Below are 24316 nucleotides of genomic sequence, written 5' to 3' on the forward strand. Positions count from 1 at the left end.
CGCCGATCTCTTGTTACGGTTCGAGTAGCCCGGTTGCTGGTGCATCCCCCGTCGCCAGCAACCGGGTCTTTCCATGTGCGGCATCCCCTGCGACGTCAACGGCCTTGCTACTGGCCCGAGTTGCTCCCCGAGCGCAGCAACAGCGGCCCACGGGTCCCGCTGCCTTTCGCGAACTCCGCGACCGCCGTGTAGGCCCCCGCATCGCCCGTCGTCCGCTCCCTGGGCGTCTCGCACACCCCCGGATCGTCGTCAGCCCCCACCGCACAGTTGATCTGCACCGTGCGGCCACCGGGTCCCATGACGCTCAGCACGGAGCTCAGCTCGTCGCCGGTCGCGTTGCGGTAGTAGGTGCGTGCCCAGGTGTCCTCACCCTGCGTGAGGACACAGGTCTGCGCCTCGATACCGTCGGGCGAGGACAGTTCGGGTCCGCACCGGGCGGCGGTGGCGAGGCCGAGACCGACCAGCAGGGGGGAGCGCGTGGGCTCGGGAGTCTGCGGTCGGTCATCGGCACGCGCGGACCTGCGTACGTCTCCGGGGTCCGCGTCGCCCACGGGGCCGGCGGACGCCACAGCCAGTGGCAGGGCGACGATGAACGCCACGACGCCTACCAGCGCCGCCAGGCGAACTCTTCGGGGGTCTGGGGGCCACCCCCCGGAATGACGCAGCATAGGGCGGACGATAACGAGCGGGAGCGGGCGCTCGGTTCGCCGCGCGCCCGACACCCCTACAACTCGGGTGCGCTCACACCCGTACGAGTGAGGGCCTCCACCACGGCGTCCACCACGGCCTCGACATCCGGCACCCAGGGGGCGGCCGAGCCGGGCAACGGGGCGCGCTCCCAGCGAATCTGTCCCTGGCCGGTCTCGGAGGGCGGCAGCGCGATGTAACCGCCCTCGCCGTGGAAGCGGAGGGAGCCGGGAACGAAGTCCTTGGCGTAGAGCAGCTCGCCGAGCTGCTCCATGGAGTAGGGCGCGACGAGGATCGACCAGCGCGTGGGGGACGCGACGACGGGGCCGAGGCGCATGCCCTTGCGGTCGAGGGCGTCGAGGGCGCGGGCCGCCGCGAGGGCGGGCAGGCTCACCGCGCAGGGGGCCGTGCCGCCGGTGGCCAGCACGATGGATGCCGACGGTCGGTTGGTCCACCACCAGCGCACCATGCGCTCGTCGGTGGTGGCCGCGAGGAGGCCGGGGTCGAAGGGATGGGCGCCGGGCACCGTGCACTCCGGGTCGGGGCATCCGCAGCGGGCGCGCCCCTGCGGGTCCGCCGCCACACCCGGGAGTACGGGCCACCGCCATTCGGTCGCGAAGGTCAGGGCCGCGCCGAGCACCTCAGGCCTCCCATTGTTTCGCCTGGACAGGAGCCTGCGTCGCCTTCCGAGGATCTCGCGCATGAGCGCTCGTTCCTTTCCGTTGCACGCCTGGCAACACCGAGGACCACATCACACCATGTGTCGATCACTTCACTGTGCGTACCTGCTGGCGCATCACACCCCTGCTGGAGGCAAGGGGAACCCCTCTGGGCCGAGCGTTTGGCTGCGTCCGCGTCCATACTGCGTCTATCTAAAGCATGGGCATGGCGTGGGGTGGCGGCGCCTGGCGTTTTACTGTCCCGCGTATTTCTTGCCGCCTCCGCCACGGGAGGATGGGGCACGGTCGTCGGTGGTTAAGACGCCCGGGTCCATTGCCAGGTTCCGGGCTGATCTCAACCACCCCTGGCCTTCTCCGAGTACGTACCCATCACGACCGCTGTGACGCTCCGTCGAACTAGGCCAGTCGACCTCAATAAGCCGTTGCCCGAGTCAGTTTTAAGCCAACTTTGCTTTCCCGCAAGGGTTACCGACGGTCTCATGGACACCAGGAATCCCAGCAGGACAATGCTGGACATCCCCTCACGAGTGCGTGTACATGTGGAGACACTGCTAGCGGCGCAGAACGACATGGGGGTTTGCGATGCTATTGAGCAATACGCACCGGTCGGAAAGCCGGACGCCATGAACGCCCCTCACCTTCCGAAAGTGGCTGGAATCGATTCAACGGTTCCCTCGCCCGCACACACTGTCACGCCGACGCCTGCCGCCACGGGTGCCTCCTCGGCCACCTGCTCCACCGGCGCCGGAGCCGTTCTCCAAGATCGCCTCGCCGGCTGGGTCTCGGATCTCACCACGCTCCACGAACTCACCGAGCGCCTGGCGCGCACCGCGACACTGAGCGACGCGCTGCAGGAACTGTTGCGCGCCGGAGCCGCCCTCGTAGGCGCCCGGCGCGGCCTCGTCGTCCTGGAACCGGGCGACGGACTCGGCCCCGACACCACGATCGGCCTCGGCCTCGCCCGGGCGGATCTCGGCCACATCGAGACCGTGCCGCGCAGCTCCATGTCGTACGGAAAGATCCTGGACGGACTACCGGGCGGCGAGGGCGAGATCGCCCAGCCCGATCTCTTCTCCGAGGACGGCCTCGACCCCCGCCACCGCGAGGTGGCCGCCCGGCTCGGCTACGCCGCGAGCTACGCACTCCCTCTGGCCACCGAGGCGGCCGGCCGACTGGGCGCCGCCGTATGGCTCTACGACGAGCCCGCCGAACCGGTCGAGCGCCAGCGCCATCTCATCGGCCTCTACGCCCGCTACGCGACCGAGCACTTGGCACGCCTGGTGGAACTGGAGCGCACGCGCGCGTGCATGACGACGATCTCCGAGGAGTTGCTCCCCCCACGGCTTCCCCGGGTCTCCGGCGTCCAGCTCGCCGCACGGCACCGCACGGGGCCGCGCGGCGGTGGCGACTGGTACGACGCGTTGCCGCTGCCCGACGCCGCGCTCGGCCTCGCCGTCGGCTCGGTCACCGGGTGCGGGCCCAGCGCGGTGGCCGCGATGGGCCGGCTGAGGGCATCCCTGAGGGCGTACGCCGTGATGGAGGGCGAGGACCCCGTCGCCGTCCTGTCCGATCTCGAACTGCTGCTGCGGCTGACCGAGCCCGCCCGCTCCGCGACCGCTCTCTTCGCGTACTGCGAGCCCGCGCTGCGCAAGCTCACGCTGGCCGGGGCCGGACACAGCCCGCCGCTGGTGATCGGCGCGCGGCGCACGGAGTTCGTGGAGACCTCGCTGTCGGCCCCGCTGGGGATGCTCGCCTGCTGGGAGGCGCCGAGCGTCGAACTGACCACCGGGCCCGGCGAGACCGTGCTGCTCTACACCGACGGCCTGCTGCACCGCACCGGTGACCCCATGGACCGCGCCTTCGCCCGGCTGCACGCGGCGGCGGCGAGCGTCCCCCGGGCGCTGCGCGAGGACCCCGGCGCGATCGTCGACCACGTCCTTCGCAGTGTGCTGCCTGACGGGCTCGACGAGGCCGACAGCCAGGAGGACGTCGTACTCCTGGCGGCACGATTCGAGTGAGCCGTACGTAACAGGTCTTCCGGCCCTGGGCCCCCTTCAGCACGACCGTACGATGGTGGGGGTCCAGAGTCGTATCTAGGAGGCAGACCGTGTCGGAGGCGCTCAACCCGGAGACCCCGGAAGCCGTACTCGACGACGCCGCTGACGAAGCGGGCGAAGAGGAGCCGATCAAGCAGCGCAAGAACGGCCTGTACCCGGGCGTGTCCGATGAGCTGGCCGAGAACATGAAGTCCGGCTGGGCCGACACGGAGCTGCGCGGCCTGGAGCCGATCGCACAGGCCGAGTACACCGCCGCCCGCCGCGCCGCGCTCTCCGCGCGCTTCCCGGGCGACCGCCTGGTGATCCCCGCGGGCAACCTGAAGACCCGCTCGAACGACACGGAGTACCCCTTCCGCGCCTCGGTCGATTACGCGTACCTCACCGGCAACCTGACCGAGGACGGCGTCCTGGTCCTGGAGCCGACCACTTCTCCGGACGGGAGGGGCAGCCACAAGGCGACGATCTACCTGCTGCCGCGCTCCGACCGAGAGAACGGCGAGTTCTGGCTGTCCGGCCAGGGTGAGCTGTGGGTCGGCCGCCGCCACTCCCTCGCCGAGGCCGGGCAGCTGTACGGCATCCCCGCCTCGGACGTGCGCGAGCTGGCCGACAAGCTGAAGGAAGCCACCGGTCCGGTTCGTGTCGTGCGCGGCTACGACGCCGGTATCGAGGCGGCACTCACCGACAAGGTGACCGCCGAGCGCGACGAGGAGCTGCGCGTCTTCCTCTCCGAGGCGCGGCTGGTCAAGGACGAGTTCGAGGCCGGCGAACTGCAGAAGGCCGTCGACTCGACCGTGCGCGGCTTCGAGGACGTCGTACGGGTCCTGGACAAGGCCGAGGCGACCAGCGAGCGCTACATCGAGGGCACCTTCTTCCTGCGCGCGCGGGTCGAGGGCAACGACATCGGGTACGGCTCGATCTGTGCCGCCGGGCCGCACGCCTGCACCCTGCACTGGGTGCGCAACGACGGCCCGGTCCGCTCCGGCGACCTGCTACTGCTCGACGCGGGCGTCGAGACGCACACGCTCTACACCGCCGACGTCACGCGCACGCTGCCGATCAACGGCACGTACACGGAGATCCAGAAGAAGATCTACGACGCCGTGTACGAGGCCCAGGAGGCTGGTATCGCGGCCGTGCAGCCGGGCGCCAAGTACCGCGACTTCCACGACGCGGCGCAGCGTGTGCTGGCCGAGAAGCTCGTCGAGTGGGGTCTGGTCGAGGGCCCGGTCGAGCGCGTCCTGGACCTTGGCCTGCAGCGCCGCTGGACCCTGCACGGCACCGGCCACATGCTCGGCATGGACGTCCACGACTGCGCCGCCGCGCGGACCGAGACGTATGTCGAGGGCACGCTGGAGCCGGGCATGTGCCTGACCGTCGAGCCGGGCCTGTACTTCCAGGCGGACGACCTGACGGTTCCGCAGGAGTACCGGGGCATCGGCGTCCGCATCGAGGACGACATCCTGGTCACCGAGAACGGCAACCGGAACCTGTCGGCGGGGCTCCCGCGCCGCTCCGACGAGGTCGAGACCTGGATGGCATCCCTGAAGGGCTGACATAGTGCCCGGCGAGGGCTGATACAAGACTGCTGGCCGGGTGCCCTTCTGGGTACCCGGCCATTGGTGTGTCCAGGGGGGTTCCTGTGGCCCCCGCGTTTTTGGTGTGCCTAGGGGGCGGCTTTTCGTGGACGACTTCTGGTCCGGCGTCGGCGTGGACCTGCATCTGGAACCGGACGCCGCGGCGGGGCGCAGGGCCGGGCTCGAGCGCGCTCTGCGGGACGCCGTGCGCGACGGACGGCTCGCTCCGGGCACCCGACTGCCCGCGACCCGACGGCTCGCGGCCGAGCTGGGCCTCTCGCGCGGGACGGCGAAGGGGGCGTACGACCAGCTGATCGCCGAGGGGTATTTGACCGCGCGGCAGGGTTCGGGCACCGAGGTCGCCCGGTTGCCGACCACCTCCTTGGAGGCGCCGGACGGGCGTGCACGCACGCGTGCACCGCGTTTCGATCTGCGCCCCGGCAGCCCGGACGTCGGTACGTTCCCGGCGGCGGCCTGGCTGCGATCCCTGCGCCGCGCGATCGCGACGGCACCCTCCCTGGCGTACGACTACGGGGATCCGCGCGGCCGGATCGAACTGCGGACGGCGCTGTCGGGCTACCTGGGGCGGGCACGCGGGGTGATCGCGCCACCCGAGCGGATCGTCGTCACTTCCGGGTACGTACAGGGGCTCGCGCTCCTCACGCGGGTGCTGGACGGCGGGACGGTCGCCATGGAGGACCCGGGGCTGCCGTTCCACCGGGATGTGGTGCGCAAGAGCGGCGGAACCGTGGTGCCGCTGCCGGTCGACGAACGCGGCGCCTGTGCGGGCGAGTTGGCTGCCGTTGGCGCGGACGCGGTCGTCGTCACGCCGGCGCACCAGTACCCGACCGGCGTGACCCTGCACCCCGAGCGGCGGCGGGCACTCACCGACTGGGCACGCGCGCGTGCCGGACTGATCGTCGAGGACGACTACGACGGGGAGTTCCGCTACGACCGGCAGCCGGTCGGCGCACTGCAGGGGATGGCGTCGGGCCATGTCGTGTACCTGGGGACGGCCTCCAAGACGCTCGGGCCGGCGCTGCGCCTCGGCTGGATGGTGCTGCCGCCGCACCTGGTCGACGCGGTCGCCGACATCAAACTGCACAGCGACCATCACACCGAGTCCATCGGCCAGTTGGCGCTCGCCGAGATGATCGACAGCCACGCTTACGACCGCCATGTGCGCGCGTGCCGACTGCGGTACCGGCGGCGCAGGGACCAGCTCCTGGATCGGCTGGGGCCGCGCAGGAGCGTACGGGGGATCGCCGCCGGGCTGCACGCGTTGGTGGAGGTGGCGGACGAGGCCGAGGTACTGGCGCGGGCGCAGGAGGAGGGGCTCGCGGTCGGCCGTCTCGGGGACCACTGGCACGCGCCCGGTCAGGGGCGGCCGCAGGGGCTGGTCGTGGGGTACGGGACGCCTCGGGAGCGGCTGTATCCCGAGGCGTTGGAGGTGTTGGGGCGGGTGCTCGACGGGGTGTGAGCCCAGTCCGAGCCGGAGCTGACGGATGTCATGTGACGACCATGGATTGGGTCATGAAAAGGCGTGATGAATGGGCCTGTTGAGCGGTCCACTCGGCCCGTAGCGTCGAAGGCATGAAGAATCCGGCAGCACGTCCCACGTCGAGCCGCCTCGTTCCGCCGGCCGGCCCGCAGCGCGTCCTCGCCCTTGCTCAATTGGGCAACTCCGTGGGGGACGGTGCCTACTATGTGACGTCCGCTCTGTACTTCACGCATGTCGTGGGACTCGCCCCCGCACGCGTGGGGCTCGGGCTGACCGTCGCGTGGGCGGTCGGCTCGCTGGTGGGAGTGCCGCTGGGCCGGCTCGCCGACCGGCGCGGGCCGCGTGGCACGGCGATACTGCTGGCGCTGGCGACCGCTGCGGCGGTGGCGTCTTTCCTGGTCGTCCGCGGCTTCGTCCCCTTCGTCCTCGCGGCATGCGCGTACGCGTCGACGCAGTCAGGGCTCGCTGCGGCCCGGCAGGCGCTGCTCGCGCGACTGGTGCCGGCCGGGGATCGGACCGGGCTGCTCGCCCATCTCCAGTCGACGCTCAACGCCGGTCTGGCGGTGGGCGCGAGCCTCGGCGGACTCGCGCTGCACTTCGGCACGCGGGCCGCGTATCTCGGGGTGTTCGCACTGGACGCGGTGAGCTTCCTGTTGTGCGCGGCACTGCTGTTGCGGCTGCCTTCGGTGCCGGACGCGGCACCCGTGGCCGTGCGCCGGGGACAAGGACTCGTCGTCCTGCGCGACTGCCCGTACGTGCTGGTCACATTCCTCAACACCGTGCTGCTGCTGCGGATGCCGCTGCTGAGCCTCGGCATCCCGCTGTGGATCACCGAGCGCACCGAAGCGCCCGCCTGGCTGGTCTCCGCGCTGTTCGTTCTCAACACGGGTGCGGTGATGGTCTTCCAGGTACGGATGGCCCGCGGTGTCACGGGCCTCGCCACCGCCACACGCGCAATACGCCGCTCCGGGTGGGTCATGCTGGCGTCCTGCACGGTCTTCGCCCTGTCGTCCGGCGCCTCCCCGCTTGTCGCCGCTGGGATCCTCGTGGTGGGCGCGGTCCTCCAAGTCGTCGCCGAGATGCAGCAGTCCGCGGGCTCCTGGCAACTGGCCTTCGACCTCGCCCCGTCGGACCGCATGGGTGAATACCAGGGCTTCTTCGGCACCGGCGTCACCGTGGCCCGCACCATGGGCCCGCTCGTTCTGACGACCCTGCTGGTGAGCTGGGGGACTCCGGGGTGGCTGCTGCTGGGGGGCTTGATGGTGGGGGCTTCGTATGGGACGGGGCCGGCAACGAGGTGGGCTGCCACGAGGCGGGTCGGCGAACGCCCGTACATAGCCGCGGGCGATCGTGCCGCCGCGACACCAACCCACCCGTCCCAACTGCGGGCAATCGTGCCGCTGGGACACCGACCCACCCGTCCCAGCTGCGGGCAATCGTGCCGCCGGGGCGGCACGGGTGGGCGCAGCGGCACCCTGTCAGCACCGGCAAGCGCACCCGCCCCGAGCTCAGCACCAGCGTTGGGTCCCCCCCTCAGGCAGCCCGCACCGCTGAGTTGACCACCACCGGCAACGAGTCCACGAACAGCGCCCCGGCAAGAAGCGCCCCGCTCCCACGCGGACTCCACGCGCGCGCGTGGAGGTCGTCGTCGAACGCGGACAGCGCCTCGCGACCCGCCTCCGTGAAGGTCCCGCCTGCTTCCAGCACCCCACGGGCACCCGCCTGGACATGACGGAGCCCAAGGGGCCCGGCGGTGTACAGCAACTCCGTGTCCTGGAGGGTGGACACGACGGTGAGCAGGGCGTCGAGCCGGGCGTACGGTTCGGGCGCACCTGCCGTGCGGGCCGTGGCAAGCGCGTCCAACGCCCGCCGTACGTGGGGGAATCCCGCTCGCGCCTCTCCCCGCGCCCCGGCGGCACCGTACTTCGCCGACACGGACGACCCCCGGGAGGGCCGCCGCGGCGCCCGCCGGTCGGCGTGCGCCGCTATCCGCTTGGCGGTCGCGGCGACGTCGTTCCCCCTGGCACAGGGGTTCAGGGCCGCGCCCGCGACCAGGAGCCCGAGGGCCCACAGGGCGCCGCGGTGGCCACCACCCGCCAGGGCCACCGAGTGCTCGGTGGACCGGCCGATCGCCCCCAGCTCCGCACGGAGCTCGGGCGTGGGCTGACCGGTGCGGCGAGCGGCGGCCGCCATGGCCGCGAGGCCGGGCTCCAGCGCCTTGGCCGACCAGCGCAGGGAACAGTGGTCCAGGCGGGTGGGCCGGTCGTTGGCGGTGGAGCCGTCCTCGCTCTCGGCGGGCGCGGAGCCGCCGGGATCGGCGGTGGTGTAGTCGGAGTAGTAGCCCCAGGCGTCGCAGTGCCAGATCTCCACGGCGCCGCCGGGGACCGGGTTGCAGGAATCGGTGGTGTCCTGAACGGTGATGCGCAGCGTCAGGGGAACGCCGCTCTTGCCCTCGGTGATGTCCTTCCGCACCAGGGCGCCGTCCAGGTAGTACGGTCCCTCGGTGACGCTGGACATCAGCGCGCAGGTGCCGCTGCTCGAGCTCGCCGAGGCGGTGGCCTGCGCGTCGGTCGTGGTCGTTTCGTCGGCGAACGCCGCCTGGTATCCGGCGACCGCGAGGCCTCCGGCGGCGACCGTGCCTCCGGTCACCGCGATGGCGCGGCGCCGGGTGATCGACCTGTCTTTGTGGCTTCCCGTCATGCTGGGGAAATTAGGAACGTCAGCCCTCAAAGACATGGGGGTGCACTGTGATTGACCTGTGGACTCTGAGAAAGCTGAAGTAGGCGGGAGACCGCGCGACGGCCTGCCCTAGAACTCCAGGCCGTTCGACAGCAGCGGCAGATGCCGTTCGTACAACTGCGCGAGGTCCTCCGTGCCGCCGCCCTCGACCCAGTGCCGTACGAGGGTCGTGAAGACGGCGATGATCGCCGCGGCTGCGCACTTCACGTCGAGGTCCGAGGCGTTCCGGCCGCTGCGCTCCGCGATGATCGCGGCGATCTCCTGCTCGCTGCGTTCCTGTTCGCCGACCGAGCGGGCCCGGATCGCGGGGTCCGTGAAGGTGATCCGGGTGCGGAGCAGCAGTTCCTCGCGGTCCTGGTCCAGCATCCGGCCCAGGGGGCCCCTCAGGGCCTGCAGGATCGAGTCGACGATCGGTTCGTCGGCCGGACGGGCGCGCAGTGCCTCGGCGAGCGCGGGATCGTACTCGTCCTGGATGACCACATCCTCCTTGGTGGGGAAGTACCGGAAGAACGTGCTCGGGGAGATCTCGGCCGCCTCCGCGATCTGGTCGACCGTGGTCGCCTCGTACCCGTGTTCGGCGAACAGGCGGTACGCCTCGCGCCGGACGCGGTCGCGGGTCTTCTGCTTCTTGCGCTCCCGCAGACCGAGAGGCGCGGCCGAGGTCTCCTGCGTCGTCATGCCATGCTCTCCTGCTTCGTCATGCCATCGATTCTGCGTGCTCGGGCGCGTCCTCGGCCACCTTCCGGGGCGCCGTCGACCGGCTCGGCAGGTAGATCGCGGCGAGTACGGCGGCCAGCAGGGAGATGATCCCGCAGGCCGTCAGGACCAGGTTCATGCCGTGCACGAAGGCCTCGTGGGCGCTGACTGAGAGACCTGTGTCGTGCAGTTGCCGGGCGACCTCGTCCGCGCCGGACACCGAATCGCGGGCCGCGTCGGCCGCGGGCGCCGGGAGACCGTCGGTGGTGAGCCGGGCCAGGTAGCCGTAGCCGAGCAGGCTGCCGAGGCCGGCCACGCCGAGGACTCCGCCGAGTTGCTGGACGGTCTCCAGGAGACTGGTCCCCTGCCCGGCGTTGCCGTCCGGCAGCGAGCCCATCACCAGGCTGGTCGCGGGCACGACGGCGAGGCCGAAGCCGAGTCCCGTGAGGGAGAGCCACAGGGCGGTGAAGCCGTACCCGCTGGAAAGGTCCGTGGTCGCCCCGAGGAGGACTCCGCCGGCGAGGATGGCCATGCCGAGCGGGACGACGGTGCGGGCGCCGAGCCGGGGCACGAGCGCCTCGCTCGCCGTGGCGGCGGCCATCAGCCCGCCGATCAGGGGCAGTACGCGGATGCCGGTGCCGAAAGAGTCGTGGCCGAGCACGACCTGCAGGTACTGCGGGACGACGAACAGGATGCCCATCACCGCGAAGTTGACGAAGACCGCGATCAACGTGCCCCACAGGAAGCGGCGGTCGGTGAACAGCTTCAGGTCGACGAGCGGGTGCGGGTGGCGCCGCTCGCGCAGCACGAACCCGGTGAGCAGGGCGGCCGCGGCGACGAGGGTGGCGAGGACGGTCGGGTCGGTCCAGCCGTCGCGCGGGATCAGGATCGTTCCGTAGACGAGTGCGGTGATGCCGAGGGCGCTCAGTGCGGTGCCGAGGGCGTCGAAGGGTCCGGCGGCGCGCTCTCTGTCGGCGGCCGTGCGCTCTTGGTCGGCCACCGCGTACTCCCTGTCGGCGGCCGCGCGCTTGTTGTCGCTCGGCAGCAGCCACAGACCGGCGGCCAGGGCGAGGAGCGTGACCGGCACGTTGAAGAGGAAGACCGAGCCCCACCAGAAGTGGTCGAGCAGCCAGCCGCCGACGAGCGGGCCGACCGGCATGCCCAGAGCGGTGGCGGCAGTCCAGACGGCGATGGCCTTCGGCAGCTCCTGCTTGGCGAAGACGCGCGGCAGGATCGCCATCGACAACGGCATGATCGTGGCGGCGCCGAGGCCGAGAACCGCCCGAGCCGCGATGACCGTCCCGGGCGAGTCGGCGAACGCGCCGCCCAGCGAGGCGAGTCCGAACAGCGCTATCCCCGAGAGCAGCAGCCGTTTGTGGCCGTACCGGTCGCCGAGCAGCCCGACGGGAAGCATCGCCACGGACAGGGCCAGCAGATAGCCGCCGCCGATCCACTGCAACTGCGCGCTGTCGGCACGCAGATCACAGGCCAGGGTCGGCAGGGCGACATTGATGATCGTGCCGTCGAGCCCGACGATCAGCACGCTCAGCGTGAGGGCGGCCAGGGCCAGCCAACGGCGGGGCGACACGGGAGCGGACGAAGGCAGGGCAGGCAGGTTGGGCAAGGACATGCGGACCTCCAAGAGGGAGCAACCTAACGAGAGGCTACTACCAAATGAGAGTCCACTACCAATATAAAGTTGTCTTCCATTTTGGGCGGGCGGCGCCAGTGGGGGCTCCACCGCCGCTCAGAGCCCTAGGCCGTCAGCAAAGAAGGGTCCTTCTTCCACTTGAGGATCTTGTCGAAGCTGACCACCGCCCCGCCCCGCCCCGGCTCGTTGCCGATGTGGACGTGGTCGGCGAGCTCCTGGATCAGACACAGGCCGCGCCCGTGCTCCGCATCGCCGCGCGCCGGACGCAGGGGGGTGCGGGCACGGCCGACCGGGAAACCGGGGCCGGAATCGACGACTTCGATGCGGCACTTCTCGCCGTCGAGGTAGGCGGTCACCCGGTAGGCCTCGGCCGATGCGCCGTGCGCCACGTCCCCGCCGTGCTCGACGGCGTTCGCGCATGCCTCGGTGAGCGCGACGGAGAGGTCGTAGGAAACGTCCGGGTCGACGCCCGCGCTCTCCATCGTGCCGAGCAGCAGGCGTCTGGCGAGCGGAACGCTCGCAGCTTCGCGCCGCAAATGGAGTGACCACCAGATGCTCATGCTCCAGCCTCCCGGCCGCGGCTCGACATACCGTTACGTATTGCCGCAAGCACCCGTGCGCAATCGCCCACTTGACGTGATACCGCCCATACGGCGGATGCGCGCGCGACAGAAATCGGTGTATGTGCGTTCGGCTCACCGCATATAGTGATCTTGCGGGTTGAACGTCACCTTGCGGACCTGCCGTCAGGAGTGGGTGGGGCCAGTGCGATGATGAGCCCGCCATGACTGCCCCCCACCAGCGCGCGGCGCGCTCCGGACACGGTCTCCGGACGATGCGCTCCGGATGCGATCTCCGGATTCTGCGGGCCGCGGTGTTCGCCGCGGTCTGCGTCGTGCTGGCCGCGGCCGGTCATGGGCTCGCCTCCTGCGCCACGGTCCCGCTGTGGACGCTGGGCGCCGGATTCCTCGCGGTCTTCGCCGTCGCCGTCGCGCTCGCGGGGCGTGAGCGTGCGCTGCCGGGCATCGTGGCACTCCTCGCGGTCGGACAGACCGTGCTGCACACGCTCTTCGGACTCGGCAGGCTCGGCGGTACGTCGTCCATGGGGTCCATGGCTTCGGGCATGTCGATGTCCGACGCCTCGCTCGTCGAGCGGGCCGCACGCCTGGTGTGCGGCACGACTGCGGCGGCGATCAGCCCCGCGCAGGCCCAGAAGATCCTCGCCGACGCGCGGATCGACACGGCCATGACGCAGTCCATGCACCATCCCGCGGACGCCATGTCGGCCACCGCGGGCGCCTCGATGTCGGTGCTGCCCTCCCTGCCGATGCTGCTCGCACACGTCGTCGCGGCCGTCGCCGCCGGATGGGTGCTGCGCCGCGGGGACATGGCGTTGCTGGGTCTCATGCGGCTGTCCGCGCACGGGGTTGCGGAAGGGGCGCTCGTACGGTCCTTGCGCGCCGCGTTCGCTCTCGTACGCGCCCTGCGCACGGGCCTTCCGGGTGCGCCCGACGTGGCGCCCACCCCTTGCACAGCGCTCCTCGCGCCCCCGAAGCCGCGTACGACCGCGCTTCACCACACCGTCATCCGGCGCGGGCCGCCCTCCTCCACCGCACTCGCCCTCGCCGCCTGACACGACGAGCCACTCCACCGAGGGGCTGCCGTCGTGCGGCACGCGCGCGTGCCTGCCTTTTTCGGTGCCCCGCTCACGGAGACGTTTTTCGTACGCCCCAGAGGCACCGTTTCGCACGCGCACCCCTCTTTCTCGCTGGACTCATCGCTCAAAGTGGAGTGTTCCCTGCCATGAAGGCTTCTCGTATCGCCGCCGCCGGTGTCGCCGCCGCCTCGACCGTGCTCGTCCTGTCCGCCCCCGCCTTCGCGCACGTCAGCGTGCAGCCGGAAGGCACGGCCGCCAAGGGCGACTACGCGGTCATCGACTTCAAGGTCCCGAACGAGCGCGACAACGCCTCGACCACCCAGCTCGAGGTGAACTTCCCGACCGACCACCCGCTGGCCTCGGTGATGCCGCAGCCGATCAACGGCTGGACCGTCAAGGTCACCAAGTCCAAGCTGGACAAGCCGCTGGAGATGCACGGCAAGAAGATCTCCGAGGCCGTCACCAAGGTCACCTGGACCGCCGACGACAAGGGCATCGAGCCCGGCTACTTCCAGAAGTTCCCGCTCTCCGTCGGCGCGCTGCCCGAGGACGCGGACGAACTTGTCTTCAAGGCGATCCAGACCTACTCCAACAAGGAGGTCGTGCGCTGGATCGAACCGCAGAAGGAGGGCGCCGAGGAGCCCGCGAACCCGGCTCCGGTGCTGACGCTGTCCGACGCCTCCGAGGGAGGCCACTCCCACGGCTCGTCGACCGCCGAGGACTCCAAGGCGGCCGCCGAGGACACCACCGAGGCAGCGTCATCCTCCGACAGCAGTGACACCACCGCGCGCGTGCTCGGCGTCGTGGGCGTCGTCGTCGGCGTGGCGGGCGTGGCGTTCGGCGTCGTGGCCGGCCGTCGGCGTACCAACGCCTGAGGCCCTACCGCTTTCGGTGCGCACCGGGACGTCGTACGACATCTCCGCGACGAGCGGCGTACGACCTCGCCGTCAGGCGTCGTACGACCCCGGTGCGCACCGGAGTTCTCACATCTGGGACATTTTTCTATGCGCAAGAAGACGTATGCCGCGGCCGCCCTGTTCGCCGCCGCCGCTCTGACCCTCTCCGCCTGCGGCAGCGGCGACGACAGCAACAAGCCGATCGCCGACGTGTCCGCCGAGGCCGACTCCGGCAAGGCCGCGACGATCCTCGACAAGCCGTTCGAGAAGCCGGACCTCGTGCTCACCGACACGAGCGGCAAGAAGTACGACCTGCGCGCGCAGACCAAGGGCCGGCCGACGCTGATCTACTTCGGCTACACCCACTGCCCCGACGTCTGCCCGCTGACGATGAACAACCTCGCCGTGGCCAAGAAGCAGCTGCCCAAGGCCCAGCAGGACAAGCTCCGCGTCGTGTTCGTCACCACCGACCCGAACCGTGACACGCCCTCCGCGCTCGGCAAGTGGCTCAAGGGCATCGACTCCGACTTCGTCGGCCTGACCGGCAACTTCGCCACGATCCAGGCCGGTGCCCGCACCCTGGGCATCTCGATCGACCCGACGTCGAAGGACAAGAACGGCAAGCTCGTCTCCGTGCACGGAACCCAGGTCATCGCGTTCTCGCCGAAGACCGACGGGGGCTACGTGCTGTACGGCGAGGGCGCCACCGTCGACGACTACACCAAGGATCTCCCCAAGATCATCAGGGGGGAGAACCCGTGAGGCGTCCCGGCCGTCCCTCGCGGTCTCTCGCCGGATGCGCGATGGCCATAGCCGCGGCGGTGACGCTGGCGGGCTGCGGCTCGGACGACAAGGACTCCTCGGCCGAGCCCGAACTGAAGGTCACCGGCGCCTACATGCCCGCCCCGAGCATGGACTCCATGGCGGCCGGCTTCTTCACCGTCACCAACTCCGGTGGCGCCGACACCCTGACCTCGGTCACCAGCGACCTCGCGGACGACGTCACGCTGCACTCCACCAACGGCGGCGCGATGGAGGAGGAGAAGTCCTTCGCGATACCCGCGGACGGCAGGCTCGACTTCGCGAGCGGCGGCAACCATCTCATGTTCGAAAAGCTCACCCACAAGCCGAAGCAGGGCGAGAAGGTGTCCGTGGAGCTGCACTTCGCCAAGTCCGGCACGGTGAAGATCTCCATGCCGGTGGAGTCCGCGACGTACACCCCTGAGACCGGGCACTGAGGGAGGGATCACCTTGACGCAGACCATCGCCTCCCGCTTCCGGAACCTCCAGAGCCTCAGGAACTTCCGGACACTCTTGCTGCTGTTCCTCGCCGTCTCCGGCGCGCTCCTGGCCGGCGCGGCGCCCGCCTCCGCGCACGCCGCGCTGACCGGCAGCGACCCGAAGCAGGGGTCGGTGGTCGACAAGGCGCCCACCCAGGTCGCGCTCACCTTCTCCGAGAAGGTCGCGATGAACGACGGCTCGCTGCGCGTGCTCGACCCCAAGGGCAAGCGGGTCGACACCGGCGGGGCGACCAACCTGAGCGGCACCACGTACGGCGTGAAGCTGCACTCGGGGCTGCCCGACGGCACGTTCACCGTCACTTACCAGGTGGTGTCGGCGGACAGCCACCCCGTCTCGGGCGCCTTCACCTTCTCCATCGGCGCGCCCTCGCAGACTTCCGTCTCGTTGTCCGGCCAAGCGGCGGGCGGCGGAGTGGTCGGCGTGCTCTACGGGACCGCCCGCTATGTCTCGTACGCGGGATTCATCCTCCTCGTCGGCGGCGCGACCTTCGTGCTGGCCTGCTGGCAGCGCGGCGCCGGGGTCCGGCCGGTGCAGCGGCTCGTGGTCACTGGATGGCTCGCTCTGACCGGCGCCACGCTCGCGCTGCTGCTCCTGCGCGGTGCGTACGTCGGTTCGGGCAAGGTCGGCGACATCTTCGACCTGACCCTGCTCGGGCAGGTGCTGCAGACCAAGTCGGGCGCGGCGCTGGTGTCGCGGCTGCTGCTGCTCGCCGCGGCGGCGCTGTTCATCGCGGTGCTCTTCGGGGCGTATGTGAAGCGGGACGAGGCCGATGCGTCCGGCGGGCCCGGCGGGTCTCACGAGTCCGACGAGGACGCCGCCGAGAAGGAGGCCGCCGCCGAGAAGAAGGACCTCGCGTTCGGGCTCGCGATCGGCGGTGCCGTCGTCGCGTCGGGCCTCGCCGCGACCTGGGCGATGGCCGAGCACGCCTCGACCGGCCTGCAGCCGGGCATCGCGATGCCCGTCGACGTCCTGCACCTGCTGGCCGTTGCGATCTGGCTGGGCGGTCTTTCGGCGCTGCTGACGGCCCTGTTCAGGGCGCCGGCGCAAGCGCAGATCGGCGCGGCGGCCGTACGCCGCTTCTCGCGCCTGGCCTTCGGCAGCGTCCTCGCGCTGGTAGCGACCGGGATCTACCAGTCCTGGCGCCAGCTCGGCTCCTGGTCGGCGTTCACCGACACGACGTACGGGCAGCTGCTGCTCGTCAAGATCTGCCTGGTGGCGGTCCTGGTCGGCATCGCGTCGATCTCGCGCCGCTGGACCGCGCAGTTGTCGGAGGTCGCCGCTCCGGAGTCCGTGGCGGCGACCGTGGTCGCGCGGCGCGAGAAGGCGCGGGCGACCGTTCCCGTGGACTCCCGGCGTGCCGCCCAGCTCGCCCGGCAGCGGGCCGCCGTGGCCACCACCCGCGAGAAGCGCATCCGTGACGCCGACCCGCACCGCGCGGGGCTGCGCCGCTCGGTGCTGGCCGAGGCGGGCGTCGCCATCGTCCTGCTGGCGGTCACGACGGTGCTGACGACGACCGAGCCGGGGCGTACGGAGGAGTCCGCCCAGCAGGCCACCGCGACCGCTTCCCAGCGGTCCGGACCGCTGTCCCTGAAGATGCCGTTCGACACCGGCGATGAGGACGGCAAGGGCACCGTCGAGCTCACCCTCGACCCGGCCCGGGTCGGCGGCAACGAGATGCACGTCTTCGTGGAGCGGCCGAACGGCAAGGCCTTCGACGTCCCCGAGGTGAAGGTCGCCTTCACTCTCGCCGCGAAGCAGATCGGCCCGCTGCCCGTCACCCCCGACCGCATCGCCACCGGACACTGGTCGGCGAGCGGGGTGCAGATCCCCATGGCGGGCGACTGGAAGATCGCGGTGACCGTGCGCACCTCCGACATCGACCAGACGACCGTGAACAAGAACGCGCAGATCGGCTGAACCTCGCAATGGCTGACCACACCACTCCGGAGGCGTCCTCTTCGGACGCGTCTTCTCCGAAAGAGTCTTCCCCGAAGGTGTCCTCTCGGGAGACCCCCTCTTCGGGGACGTCCTTTCGTAAGGCGTCCCCTCGGGAGACCTCTCGCAAGGTGACCTCTCCCGGGGAGGTCGTTTCGGAAAACACCTTCCCCAGGGACGACGTTTCCCAGGGCACCTCCCCCAAGGGCGTGTTTTCGCGTCGCCGGCTGCTCGGCACCGCGGGTGCCACCGGTCTCGCCCTGGGCGCGGCCGGAGGCGCCGCGGGATACTCGGCGGCGCCCTCCGCCGAGAAGGCCACACCGCTGACCTCGCTCGGCGCGGACGCGGTGATGTTTCACGGGAAACATCAGCCCGGCATCACCACCGCCCTCCAGGCCCGCGGCCATCTCGTTGCCTTCGACCTGGCGGCGGGCGCCGGCCGCAAGGAGGCCGCCGCGCTGCTGCGCCGCTGGTCGGCAACGGCCCAGCGGCTGATGGCGGGCGAGGCCGCCACGCACGACGACACGGACGTCGCCCGCGACGCGGGCCCGTCGTCCCTGACGCTGACCTTCGGCTTCGGGCACAGCTTCTTCGCGCGTACGGGTCTGGAGAAGCGGCGCCCGGTCGCCCTGGACCCGCTGCCCGACTTCTCCTCCGACCACCTCGACAAGGCGCGCAGCAATGGCGACCTGTGGGTGCAGATCGGCGCGAACGACGCCCTGGTCGCCTTCCACGCCCTGCGCGCGGTCCAGAAGGACACGGGCAGCGCGGCCCGCGTGCGCTGGCAGATGAACGGCTTCAATCGCTCGCCCGGCGCCACGGCGCAACCGATGACGGCCCGCAACCTGATGGGCCAGATCGACGGCACCCGCAATCCGAAGCCGACCGACTCCGACTTCGACAAGCGGATCTTCGTGCCCGCATCGGGTTCGGCCGACCCGGCATGGATGGCAAACGGCTCGTACGCCGTCGTACGCCGCATCCGCATGCTCCTCGACGACTGGGAGAAGCTCTCGGGCAAGGCCCAGGAGGACGTCATCGGACGGAGGAAGTCCACCGGGGCACCGCTGTCCGGCGGCACCGAGACGACCGCGATGAACCTGGACAAGACCGACGCCGACGGCAACCTGGTCGTCCCCATCAACGCGCACGCCCGGATCACCCGGCCCGACCAGAACGGCGGCGCCGCGATGCTGCGCCGCCCGTTCTCCTTCCACGACGGCATCGACACGGCCGGGGTGCCCGACGCGGGCCTGCTCTTCGTCTGCTGGCAGGCCGATCCCTTGCGCGGCTTCGTCCCCGTCCAGCGCAAGCTCGACCGCGGCGACGCGCTCTCCACGTTCATCCGCCACGAGTCGAGCGGACTGTTCGCGGTGCCGGGTGGGGCGGCGAATGGGGAGTACGTGGGGCAGCGGCTGCTGGAGGGCTGACGGTCGCCCGGGGCCGGGGCTGCTGGTCGACCGGGGGCACCCTCCGGTGACGCGGTTCCGGGTCGGCCGGGGGGGGCGCCTTTCGGGGCCGCGGTTTCCACAGGCGGGAGCCGGGTTGTGCAAGGCCCATTAGGGTGAGGTCATGCCAGCCAGCTATGCGTATCTCGGCCCAGAAGGCACCTTCACCGAAGTCGCCCTGCGCACGCTTCCGGAGGCCGCGACCCGGGAGCTCGTCCCGATGGTGTCGGTTCCCGCAGCGCTGGACGCCGTCCGCAACGGCGAGGCGGAGGCCGCGTTCGTACCGATCGAGAACTCGGTGGAGGGCGGCATCACCACGACCCTCGACGAGCTGGTCGCGGGCTCGCCACTGATGATCTACCGCGAGGTGCTGCTGTCGATCACCTTCGCACTGCTGGTCAGGCCCGGCACAAAGCTGTCGGAGATCAAGACGGTGACCGCGCACCCCGCCGCGCAGCCGCAGGTGCGCAACTGGCTGAAGAACAATCTGCCGGACGCGCTCTGGGAGTCCGCCGCCTCGAACGCGGACGGCGCACGACTGGTCCAGGAAGGCCGGTACGACGCCGCCTTCGCGGGCGAGTTCGCAGCGGCCAAGTACGGTCTGCAGCCGCTGGAGACAGGGATCCACGACGCGGAGAACGCGCAGACGCGCTTCGTACTGGTGGGCCGGCCGGCCCGGCCCGCGGCGCCGACCGGCGCGGACAAGACGTCCGTGGTCATCTGGCAGCGCGACGACCACCCCGGTGCCCTGCTGGAGCTGCTCCAGGAGTTCGCGGTGCGCGGCGTCAACCTGATGCTGCTGCAGTCCCGGCCGACCGGCGAGGGCATCGGCAACTACTGCTTCGCCATTGACGCCGAAGGCCACATCTCGGACCGCCGAGTGGGCGAGGCGCTCATGGGGCTCAAGCGGGTCTGCCCACAGGTGCGCTTCCTCGGCTCGTACCCCCGTGCCGAGGTCGACCCCAAGGACGTACGCGCGCCCCGGGCCGGCACCTCGGACAGCGAGTTCTCGGCCGCGTCCGACTGGCTGGCGCGTTGCCAGGACGGGCGGTTCTGAGCAGTCGGCTTGTCTGAATGGCTCGGTCGGCTCCGAGCGGGCGGCTCGTCCAAGTGGCTCAGTCGGCGCTGAGCACGTGGGCTGGTCCGAGTAGCTCAGTCGGCGCTGAGTACGCGGCTGGTCCGAGTGGCTCGATGGGCTCCGTGCAGGACGGCCTGTCCGAGTTGGCATGGCCGGTTCCCAGCAGGTCTCACGTCAGTGACGCGGCCGATTTCCACCAGTCCTACCTGCTGATTTTTCGTCATCCACAGGTGTTATCCACAGGTGCGCTTCTCGACCTGGGGACAAGTCGACAACGAAGCACTACATCGTCGACAAATCGCCCTACAGGCCCCAACTTCGTCCACAGACCCGCACGTCACCCCTCGTCCACTCTTTTCCCTTGATCAATCCTTTGGAGCGAAGCATTTCCACTCGAACGTGGGTGTAGGGATGGTTTGAACCGGGAATTCCTTGCCCCACATGCGGCTTTCGGAATGATCACTTCCGCAATCCACAGATCTTCCACACAGCCTGTGGATAACTTCGCCGAGGCGGGAATCCCTGTGGACAACCCCCTCCCAAGTCCCGCTCCCCACAAGGAGATCCAGTCAACCGGTAGACTCCCCTCTGCCCCGTTTCAGGGAGTAGCGCCCTTTTTATTGACACCTCTCGACCGTCCGTCGAGACCTCATTGGCGATCAAGGGATTCAATCCGGCGTTTCACTCATAACGCAACAAAAGCGACGGACGGGAATATCGAGTCGTTGGCCGGAACCGCGCACCGGTAGCCTTGAGGGGTGATTGACCTTCGCCTGCTCCGTGAGGACCCCGACCGTGTTCGCGCCTCCCAGCGCGCCCGTGGAGAGGACGTCGCCCTCGTCGACTCCCTCCTCTCCGCCGACGAACGGCGCAGGTCGTCCGGCGTCCGCTTCGACGAGCTGCGTTCCGAGCAGAAGGCGCTCGGCAAGCTGATCCCCAAGGCCTCCCCGGACGAGCGCGCCGAGCTGCTGAAGAAGGCAGAGCAGCTCAAGGCCGACGTCAAGGCGGCCGACGCCGAACAGCACGAGGCGGACGAGGAGGCCAAGCGGCTCCTCCTCCAGCTCGGCAATCTGGTGCACCCCGACGTCCCGGTCGGCGGTGAGGAGGACTTCGTCGTCCTCGAGACGCACGGCACGATCCGCGACTTCGGTGCCGAGGGCTTCGAGCCCAAGGACCATCTGGAGCTCGGTGAGGCGCTCGGCGCCATCGACGTCGAGCGCGGCGCCAAGGTGTCCGGCTCCCGCTTCTACTACCTGACAGGTGTCGGTGCGCTCCTGGAGCTCGCCCTCGTCAACGCCGCGATCGCGCAGGCCACCGAGGCCGGCTTCATCCCGATGCTGACGCCGGCGCTGGTCCGCCCGCGCGCCATGGAGGGCACCGGCTTCCTCGGCCAGGCCGCGGAGAACGTCTACCACCTGGAGAAGGACGACTACTACCTGGTCGGCACCTCCGAGGTTCCCCTCGCGGCGTACCACATGGACGAGATCCTCGACGCCGAGCAGCTGCCGCTGCGCTACGCCGGCTTCTCCCCGTGCTTCCGCCGCGAGGCCGGCACGTACGGCAAGGACACCCGCGGCATTTTCCGCGTGCACCAGTTCGACAAGGTCGAGATGTTCTCGTACGTCGCTCCCGAGGACGCGGAGAACGAGCACAAGCGGCTTCTGGAGTGGGAGAAGCAGTGGCTGACCGGCCTCGAGCTGCCCTTCCAGGTCATCGACGTGGCCTCGGGCGACCTCGGCTCCTCCGCGACCCGCAAGTTCGACTGCGAGGCGTGGATCCCGACCCAGGGCAAGTACCGCGAGCTGACCTCAGCCTCGAACTGCGACGGTTTCCAGGCCCGCCGGCTGTCCGTGCGCATGCGCGACGGCAAGAAGGTCCAGCCGCTCGCGACGCTGAACGGCACGCTGTGCGCCGTACCGCGCACGATCGTGGCAATCCTGGAGAACCACCAGCTGGCGGACGGCTCCGTGCGGGTGCCGGAGGTGCTGCGTCCGTACCTGGGCGGTCGTGAGGTCCTGGAGCCGATCTCCAAGTGACCGGCACCACCGGGTCGACCGGGGCAACCGCCTCGTTCCCCTACAAGCTCGTCGCGACCGATCTCGACGGAACGCTGCTGCGCTCCGACGAGACGGTCTCGGAACGCACCCGTGCCGCGCTCGCCGCGGTCACCGCGGCGGGCGCGGCACACATCGTCGTGACCGGGCGCGCGGTGCCCTGGACCCGGCACATCCTCGACGACCTCGGCTACGAGGGCCTCGCGGTGTGCGGTCAGGGCGCGCAGGTGTACGACGCGGGGGAGCATCGGCTGCTCACCTCGGTGACCCTGGACCGGCAGCTGGCCGGTCTGGCGCTCGCCAAGATCGAGGCGGAGGTCGGCCCGCTGCTGCTGGCGGCGAGCCGCGACGGGCTCGACGGCGAGGTGCTGGTGGGCCCCGGCTACCGGGTGCAGGACGGCCCGCTGCCGGTCGTCCCGATCAGGGACGCCTCCGACCTCTGGTCGGCGCCCCTGAACAAGGTGTACGTCCAGCATCCGACGCTCTCCGACGACGAGCTGGCCTCGGTGGCCACGGAGGTCGCGGGCGGACTCGTCGGCGTCACGATGGCCGGCGCGGGGATAGTGGAACTCCTCCCCCTCGGGCTCTCCAAGGCGACGGGACTGTCCCTGGCGGCCCGCCGGCTCGGTGTGAAGGCCGCGGACACCATCGCCTTCGGCGACATGCCGAACGACATCCCGATGTTCGCCTGGGCCGCCCACGCCGTGGCCATGTCCAACGCCCACGACGAGCTCAAGGCGGTCGCGGACGAGGTGACTTCCTCGAACGAGGAGGACGGCATCGCGGTAGTGCTGGAGCGGTTGCTCGGTTAGCTCGATCGTGTGATGGTCGGCTTACAGGGTTGCGGAGCGACGCGGGGGCCGGAATGGCGTAACTGGGCGATCTGGAAAGCCGGTTGCGGTGCCAGCGTGCGGGACGCCTGCTCCACCGGAGAGATGTTCAGGGCCTTCCCCTCGCCTCTGGCCGCACTCGGCGAGCCAGGTCGTCAGGGGATCCGCCCGCCCGGCTCGGACCACGGACACGATCCGTGTCGCCGCCCGGGATGCGAAAGCGGACGACCAGTGCGCCCAAGACCGTTCGGGGTGTGCCGGTGAGGGGACTTGCTCCTGCTTGCTGCCAAGGAACGGTAACTACTCCGGAGCCCGCTGCGGGCTTCTCTCCCAGAATGTGGCGCCCGGCTCGGCGTACGTGCACAACCCACTGTGCACGTACACCGACTTGGGCGCCACTGATCAAAGACCGCCCCCGCTGGGGTCACCGGCGGCGCCACCTGCGCCGACGTCCCTTGCTGAAGAACCACCCCGCGGGCGGCTCGTCGGACCGCCAGGGCTGCGGATCGGGTCCGCCCTCGCGCCAGCGGGCGGCGAGCATACGCGCACGGGCCGACGGCTCGGTCGTCTCCGCGGAGCGTATGAAGCTCTCGTCCAGTACGAGGTCGTCCCAGACGTCACCGACGTCCCCGGACTGCTCGCGACCGTCACCTCGTGGTTCCTCGGATGCCATCCCCGTTCCTCCCGGCCGTACGTCCCCGTTTGCTCAGTGTGCCCCGACACACGTGAAGCCGCTGTCAAGAAAGAGGGGCTCCACGCGTGCGTGCGCGGCGACCACCGGCACGCACGCGTGGAGCCCCCGCTCACTCCTCGCCCGCCAGTGTCAGCGACCGCAGCCGCTGCCCGGCGTACCAGGTGGCGAGCACGGTGACCGCGGCCAGCAGCACCGTCGCGGTGGGCAGGCTCACGTCCGAGGTGACGAGGTCGCCACCGGTGACCTTGTGGCCCACCGCGAGCGCCCACTGCTGGACGCTGAGGGTGCGCGCCCCGGACACCAGCGACCCGAAGAGGGCCTCCCAGACCAGCGCGTAGACGAGCCCGAAGACCACGGCGTGCCGGGTCACCGTCCCCAGGAGCAGGAACAGCGCCGCGTACGCGATCGAGGCGACCAGGGCGGCCACGGTGTAGGCGACGGCGATCTGCTGGCCGTTGCCGTTCAGGATCATGCCCGCGATGAACGTCGGCACCGCCGAGAACGCCATGGTGACGGCGACCGCGACGATCAGCTTGGTGAAAATGATCGCGGGCCGCTTCAGGGGCTTGGCCAGCAGATACACCACCGAGCCGTCGTCGATCTCGGGCCCGATCGCGCCTGTGCCGGCGATGACGCCGATGATCGGGACCATCGTGGCGAGCGCGAACCCGCCGAGCACGTCCGAGGCCACCTGGTCGTCGGCTCCGGAGAAGCTGCGTACGGCCGCGGCGATGACGATGAGCAGGGCGGGCAGGGCGCCGAGGATGAGGGCCCGGCGGCGGCCGAGCAGGCCCCGATAGGTGAGCCGGGCGACTGTGGGGTCGTACATCTTGGGCC

The 24316-nt window shown here is 70.4% G+C and carries 21 protein-coding genes; 13 read left to right on the forward strand and 8 right to left on the reverse strand.

The features are described from left to right. Nucleotides 1-107: 107 nt before the first annotated feature. Nucleotides 108-668, reverse strand: coding sequence for a hypothetical protein (locus OG390_RS25370; protein ID WP_406171291.1), 561 nt, complete (start codon nucleotides 666-668; stop codon nucleotides 108-110). Nucleotides 669-724: 56 nt separating this feature from the next. Next, nucleotides 725-1390 (reverse strand): bifunctional DNA primase/polymerase, encoded by a 666-nt coding sequence (locus tag OG390_RS25375; RefSeq protein WP_406171293.1) that lies wholly within the window; start codon nucleotides 1388-1390, stop codon nucleotides 725-727. A gap of 483 nt (nucleotides 1391-1873) precedes the next feature. On the opposite strand from OG390_RS25375, the gene OG390_RS25380 reads away from it, so the two are divergent. From OG390_RS25380 to OG390_RS25395, 4 genes are all read left to right on the forward strand, one after another. Further along, nucleotides 1874-3385: a PP2C family protein-serine/threonine phosphatase gene (locus tag OG390_RS25380; RefSeq protein ID WP_406177852.1), complete on the forward strand. Its 1512-nt coding sequence runs from the start codon at nucleotides 1874-1876 to the stop codon at nucleotides 3383-3385. A gap of 89 nt (nucleotides 3386-3474) precedes the next feature. Beyond that, complete coding sequence (locus OG390_RS25385; protein ID WP_406171295.1) at nucleotides 3475-4977, forward strand: aminopeptidase P family protein; 1503 nt, start codon at nucleotides 3475-3477, stop codon at nucleotides 4975-4977. A gap of 127 nt (nucleotides 4978-5104) precedes the next feature. After that, nucleotides 5105-6478, forward strand: a complete 1374-nt coding sequence (locus OG390_RS25390; protein ID WP_406171297.1) for a PLP-dependent aminotransferase family protein — start codon at nucleotides 5105-5107, stop codon at nucleotides 6476-6478. Between the two features lie 113 nt (nucleotides 6479-6591). Beyond that, nucleotides 6592-8058: an MFS transporter gene (locus OG390_RS25395; protein WP_406171299.1), complete on the forward strand. Its 1467-nt coding sequence runs from the start codon at nucleotides 6592-6594 to the stop codon at nucleotides 8056-8058. Here the strand turns inward: OG390_RS25395 and OG390_RS25400 are convergent. The 4 genes from OG390_RS25400 to OG390_RS25415 all read right to left on the reverse strand — a co-directional run bounded on the left by OG390_RS25400 (nucleotide 8033) and on the right by OG390_RS25415 (nucleotide 12145). Beyond that, on the reverse strand, nucleotides 8033-9199 hold the full coding sequence (locus tag OG390_RS25400; protein ID WP_406171301.1) for a triphosphoribosyl-dephospho-CoA synthase: 1167 nt from the start codon (nucleotides 9197-9199) through the stop codon (nucleotides 8033-8035). The genes OG390_RS25395 and OG390_RS25400 overlap by 26 nt on opposite strands. Nucleotides 9200-9307: 108 nt before the next feature. Continuing rightward, nucleotides 9308-9916 carry a TetR family transcriptional regulator gene (locus tag OG390_RS25405; protein ID WP_406171303.1) on the reverse strand — a complete coding sequence of 203 codons (609 nt, stop codon included), beginning with the start codon at nucleotides 9914-9916 and terminating at the stop codon, nucleotides 9308-9310. Nucleotides 9917-9935: 19 nt separating this feature from the next. After that, nucleotides 9936-11564 carry an MFS transporter gene (locus OG390_RS25410; RefSeq protein ID WP_406171305.1) on the reverse strand — a complete coding sequence of 543 codons (1629 nt, stop codon included), beginning with the start codon at nucleotides 11562-11564 and terminating at the stop codon, nucleotides 9936-9938. Nucleotides 11565-11689: 125 nt separating this feature from the next. Further along, complete coding sequence (locus tag OG390_RS25415; protein WP_399082977.1) at nucleotides 11690-12145, reverse strand: ATP-binding protein; 456 nt, start codon at nucleotides 12143-12145, stop codon at nucleotides 11690-11692. 224 nt (nucleotides 12146-12369) lie between these two features. Here OG390_RS25415 and OG390_RS25420 point away from each other — a divergent pair, with 224 nt between their 5' ends. The 9 genes from OG390_RS25420 (at nucleotide 12370) to OG390_RS25460 (ending at nucleotide 22767) form a co-directional block, all read left to right on the forward strand. Further along, nucleotides 12370-13218, forward strand: coding sequence for a hypothetical protein (locus OG390_RS25420; RefSeq protein WP_406171307.1), 849 nt, complete (start codon nucleotides 12370-12372; stop codon nucleotides 13216-13218). A gap of 170 nt (nucleotides 13219-13388) precedes the next feature. Next, nucleotides 13389-14117, forward strand: coding sequence for a YcnI family protein (locus OG390_RS25425; protein ID WP_406171309.1), 729 nt, complete (start codon nucleotides 13389-13391; stop codon nucleotides 14115-14117). Between the two features lie 129 nt (nucleotides 14118-14246). Further along, nucleotides 14247-14900, forward strand: coding sequence for an SCO family protein (locus OG390_RS25430; protein ID WP_406171311.1), 654 nt, complete (start codon nucleotides 14247-14249; stop codon nucleotides 14898-14900). 41 nt (nucleotides 14901-14941) lie between these two features. After that, entirely contained in the window at nucleotides 14942-15376 is a 435-nt protein-coding gene (locus tag OG390_RS25435) for a copper chaperone PCu(A)C (RefSeq protein ID WP_406171312.1), read from the forward strand. A gap of 13 nt (nucleotides 15377-15389) precedes the next feature. Next, entirely contained in the window at nucleotides 15390-17357 is a 1968-nt protein-coding gene (locus tag OG390_RS25440) for a copper resistance CopC/CopD family protein (RefSeq protein WP_406171314.1), read from the forward strand. A gap of 8 nt (nucleotides 17358-17365) precedes the next feature. Further along, nucleotides 17366-18805: an iron uptake transporter deferrochelatase/peroxidase subunit gene (gene efeB / locus OG390_RS25445; RefSeq protein WP_406171316.1), complete on the forward strand. Its 1440-nt coding sequence runs from the start codon at nucleotides 17366-17368 to the stop codon at nucleotides 18803-18805. Between the two features lie 142 nt (nucleotides 18806-18947). After that, the gene (gene pheA / locus OG390_RS25450) at nucleotides 18948-19880 is read left to right on the forward strand and encodes a prephenate dehydratase (RefSeq protein ID WP_406171318.1); all 933 of its coding nucleotides are present in this window, start codon (nucleotides 18948-18950) and stop codon (nucleotides 19878-19880) included. Between the two features lie 779 nt (nucleotides 19881-20659). Further along, nucleotides 20660-21937: a serine--tRNA ligase gene (gene serS, locus OG390_RS25455; RefSeq protein WP_406171319.1), complete on the forward strand. Its 1278-nt coding sequence runs from the start codon at nucleotides 20660-20662 to the stop codon at nucleotides 21935-21937. Continuing rightward, on the forward strand, nucleotides 21934-22767 hold the full coding sequence (locus tag OG390_RS25460; protein WP_406171321.1) for an HAD family hydrolase: 834 nt from the start codon (nucleotides 21934-21936) through the stop codon (nucleotides 22765-22767). Before serS ends, OG390_RS25460 begins: the two co-directional genes overlap by 4 nt. Nucleotides 22768-23209: 442 nt before the next feature. Here OG390_RS25460 and OG390_RS25465 read toward each other — a convergent pair whose 3' ends face one another. Beyond that, nucleotides 23210-23458 (reverse strand): hypothetical protein, encoded by a 249-nt coding sequence (locus tag OG390_RS25465; RefSeq protein ID WP_406171323.1) that lies wholly within the window; start codon nucleotides 23456-23458, stop codon nucleotides 23210-23212. A 130-nt stretch (nucleotides 23459-23588) separates the two neighbouring features. Then, nucleotides 23589-24308, reverse strand: a complete 720-nt coding sequence (locus tag OG390_RS25470) for an ABC transporter permease (RefSeq protein ID WP_406171325.1) — start codon at nucleotides 24306-24308, stop codon at nucleotides 23589-23591. Between the last annotated feature and the right edge of the window lie 8 nt (nucleotides 24309-24316).

Source organism: Streptomyces sp. NBC_00996 (assembly GCF_045162675.1).
Lineage (GTDB): Bacteria > Actinomycetota > Actinomycetes > Streptomycetales > Streptomycetaceae > Streptomyces.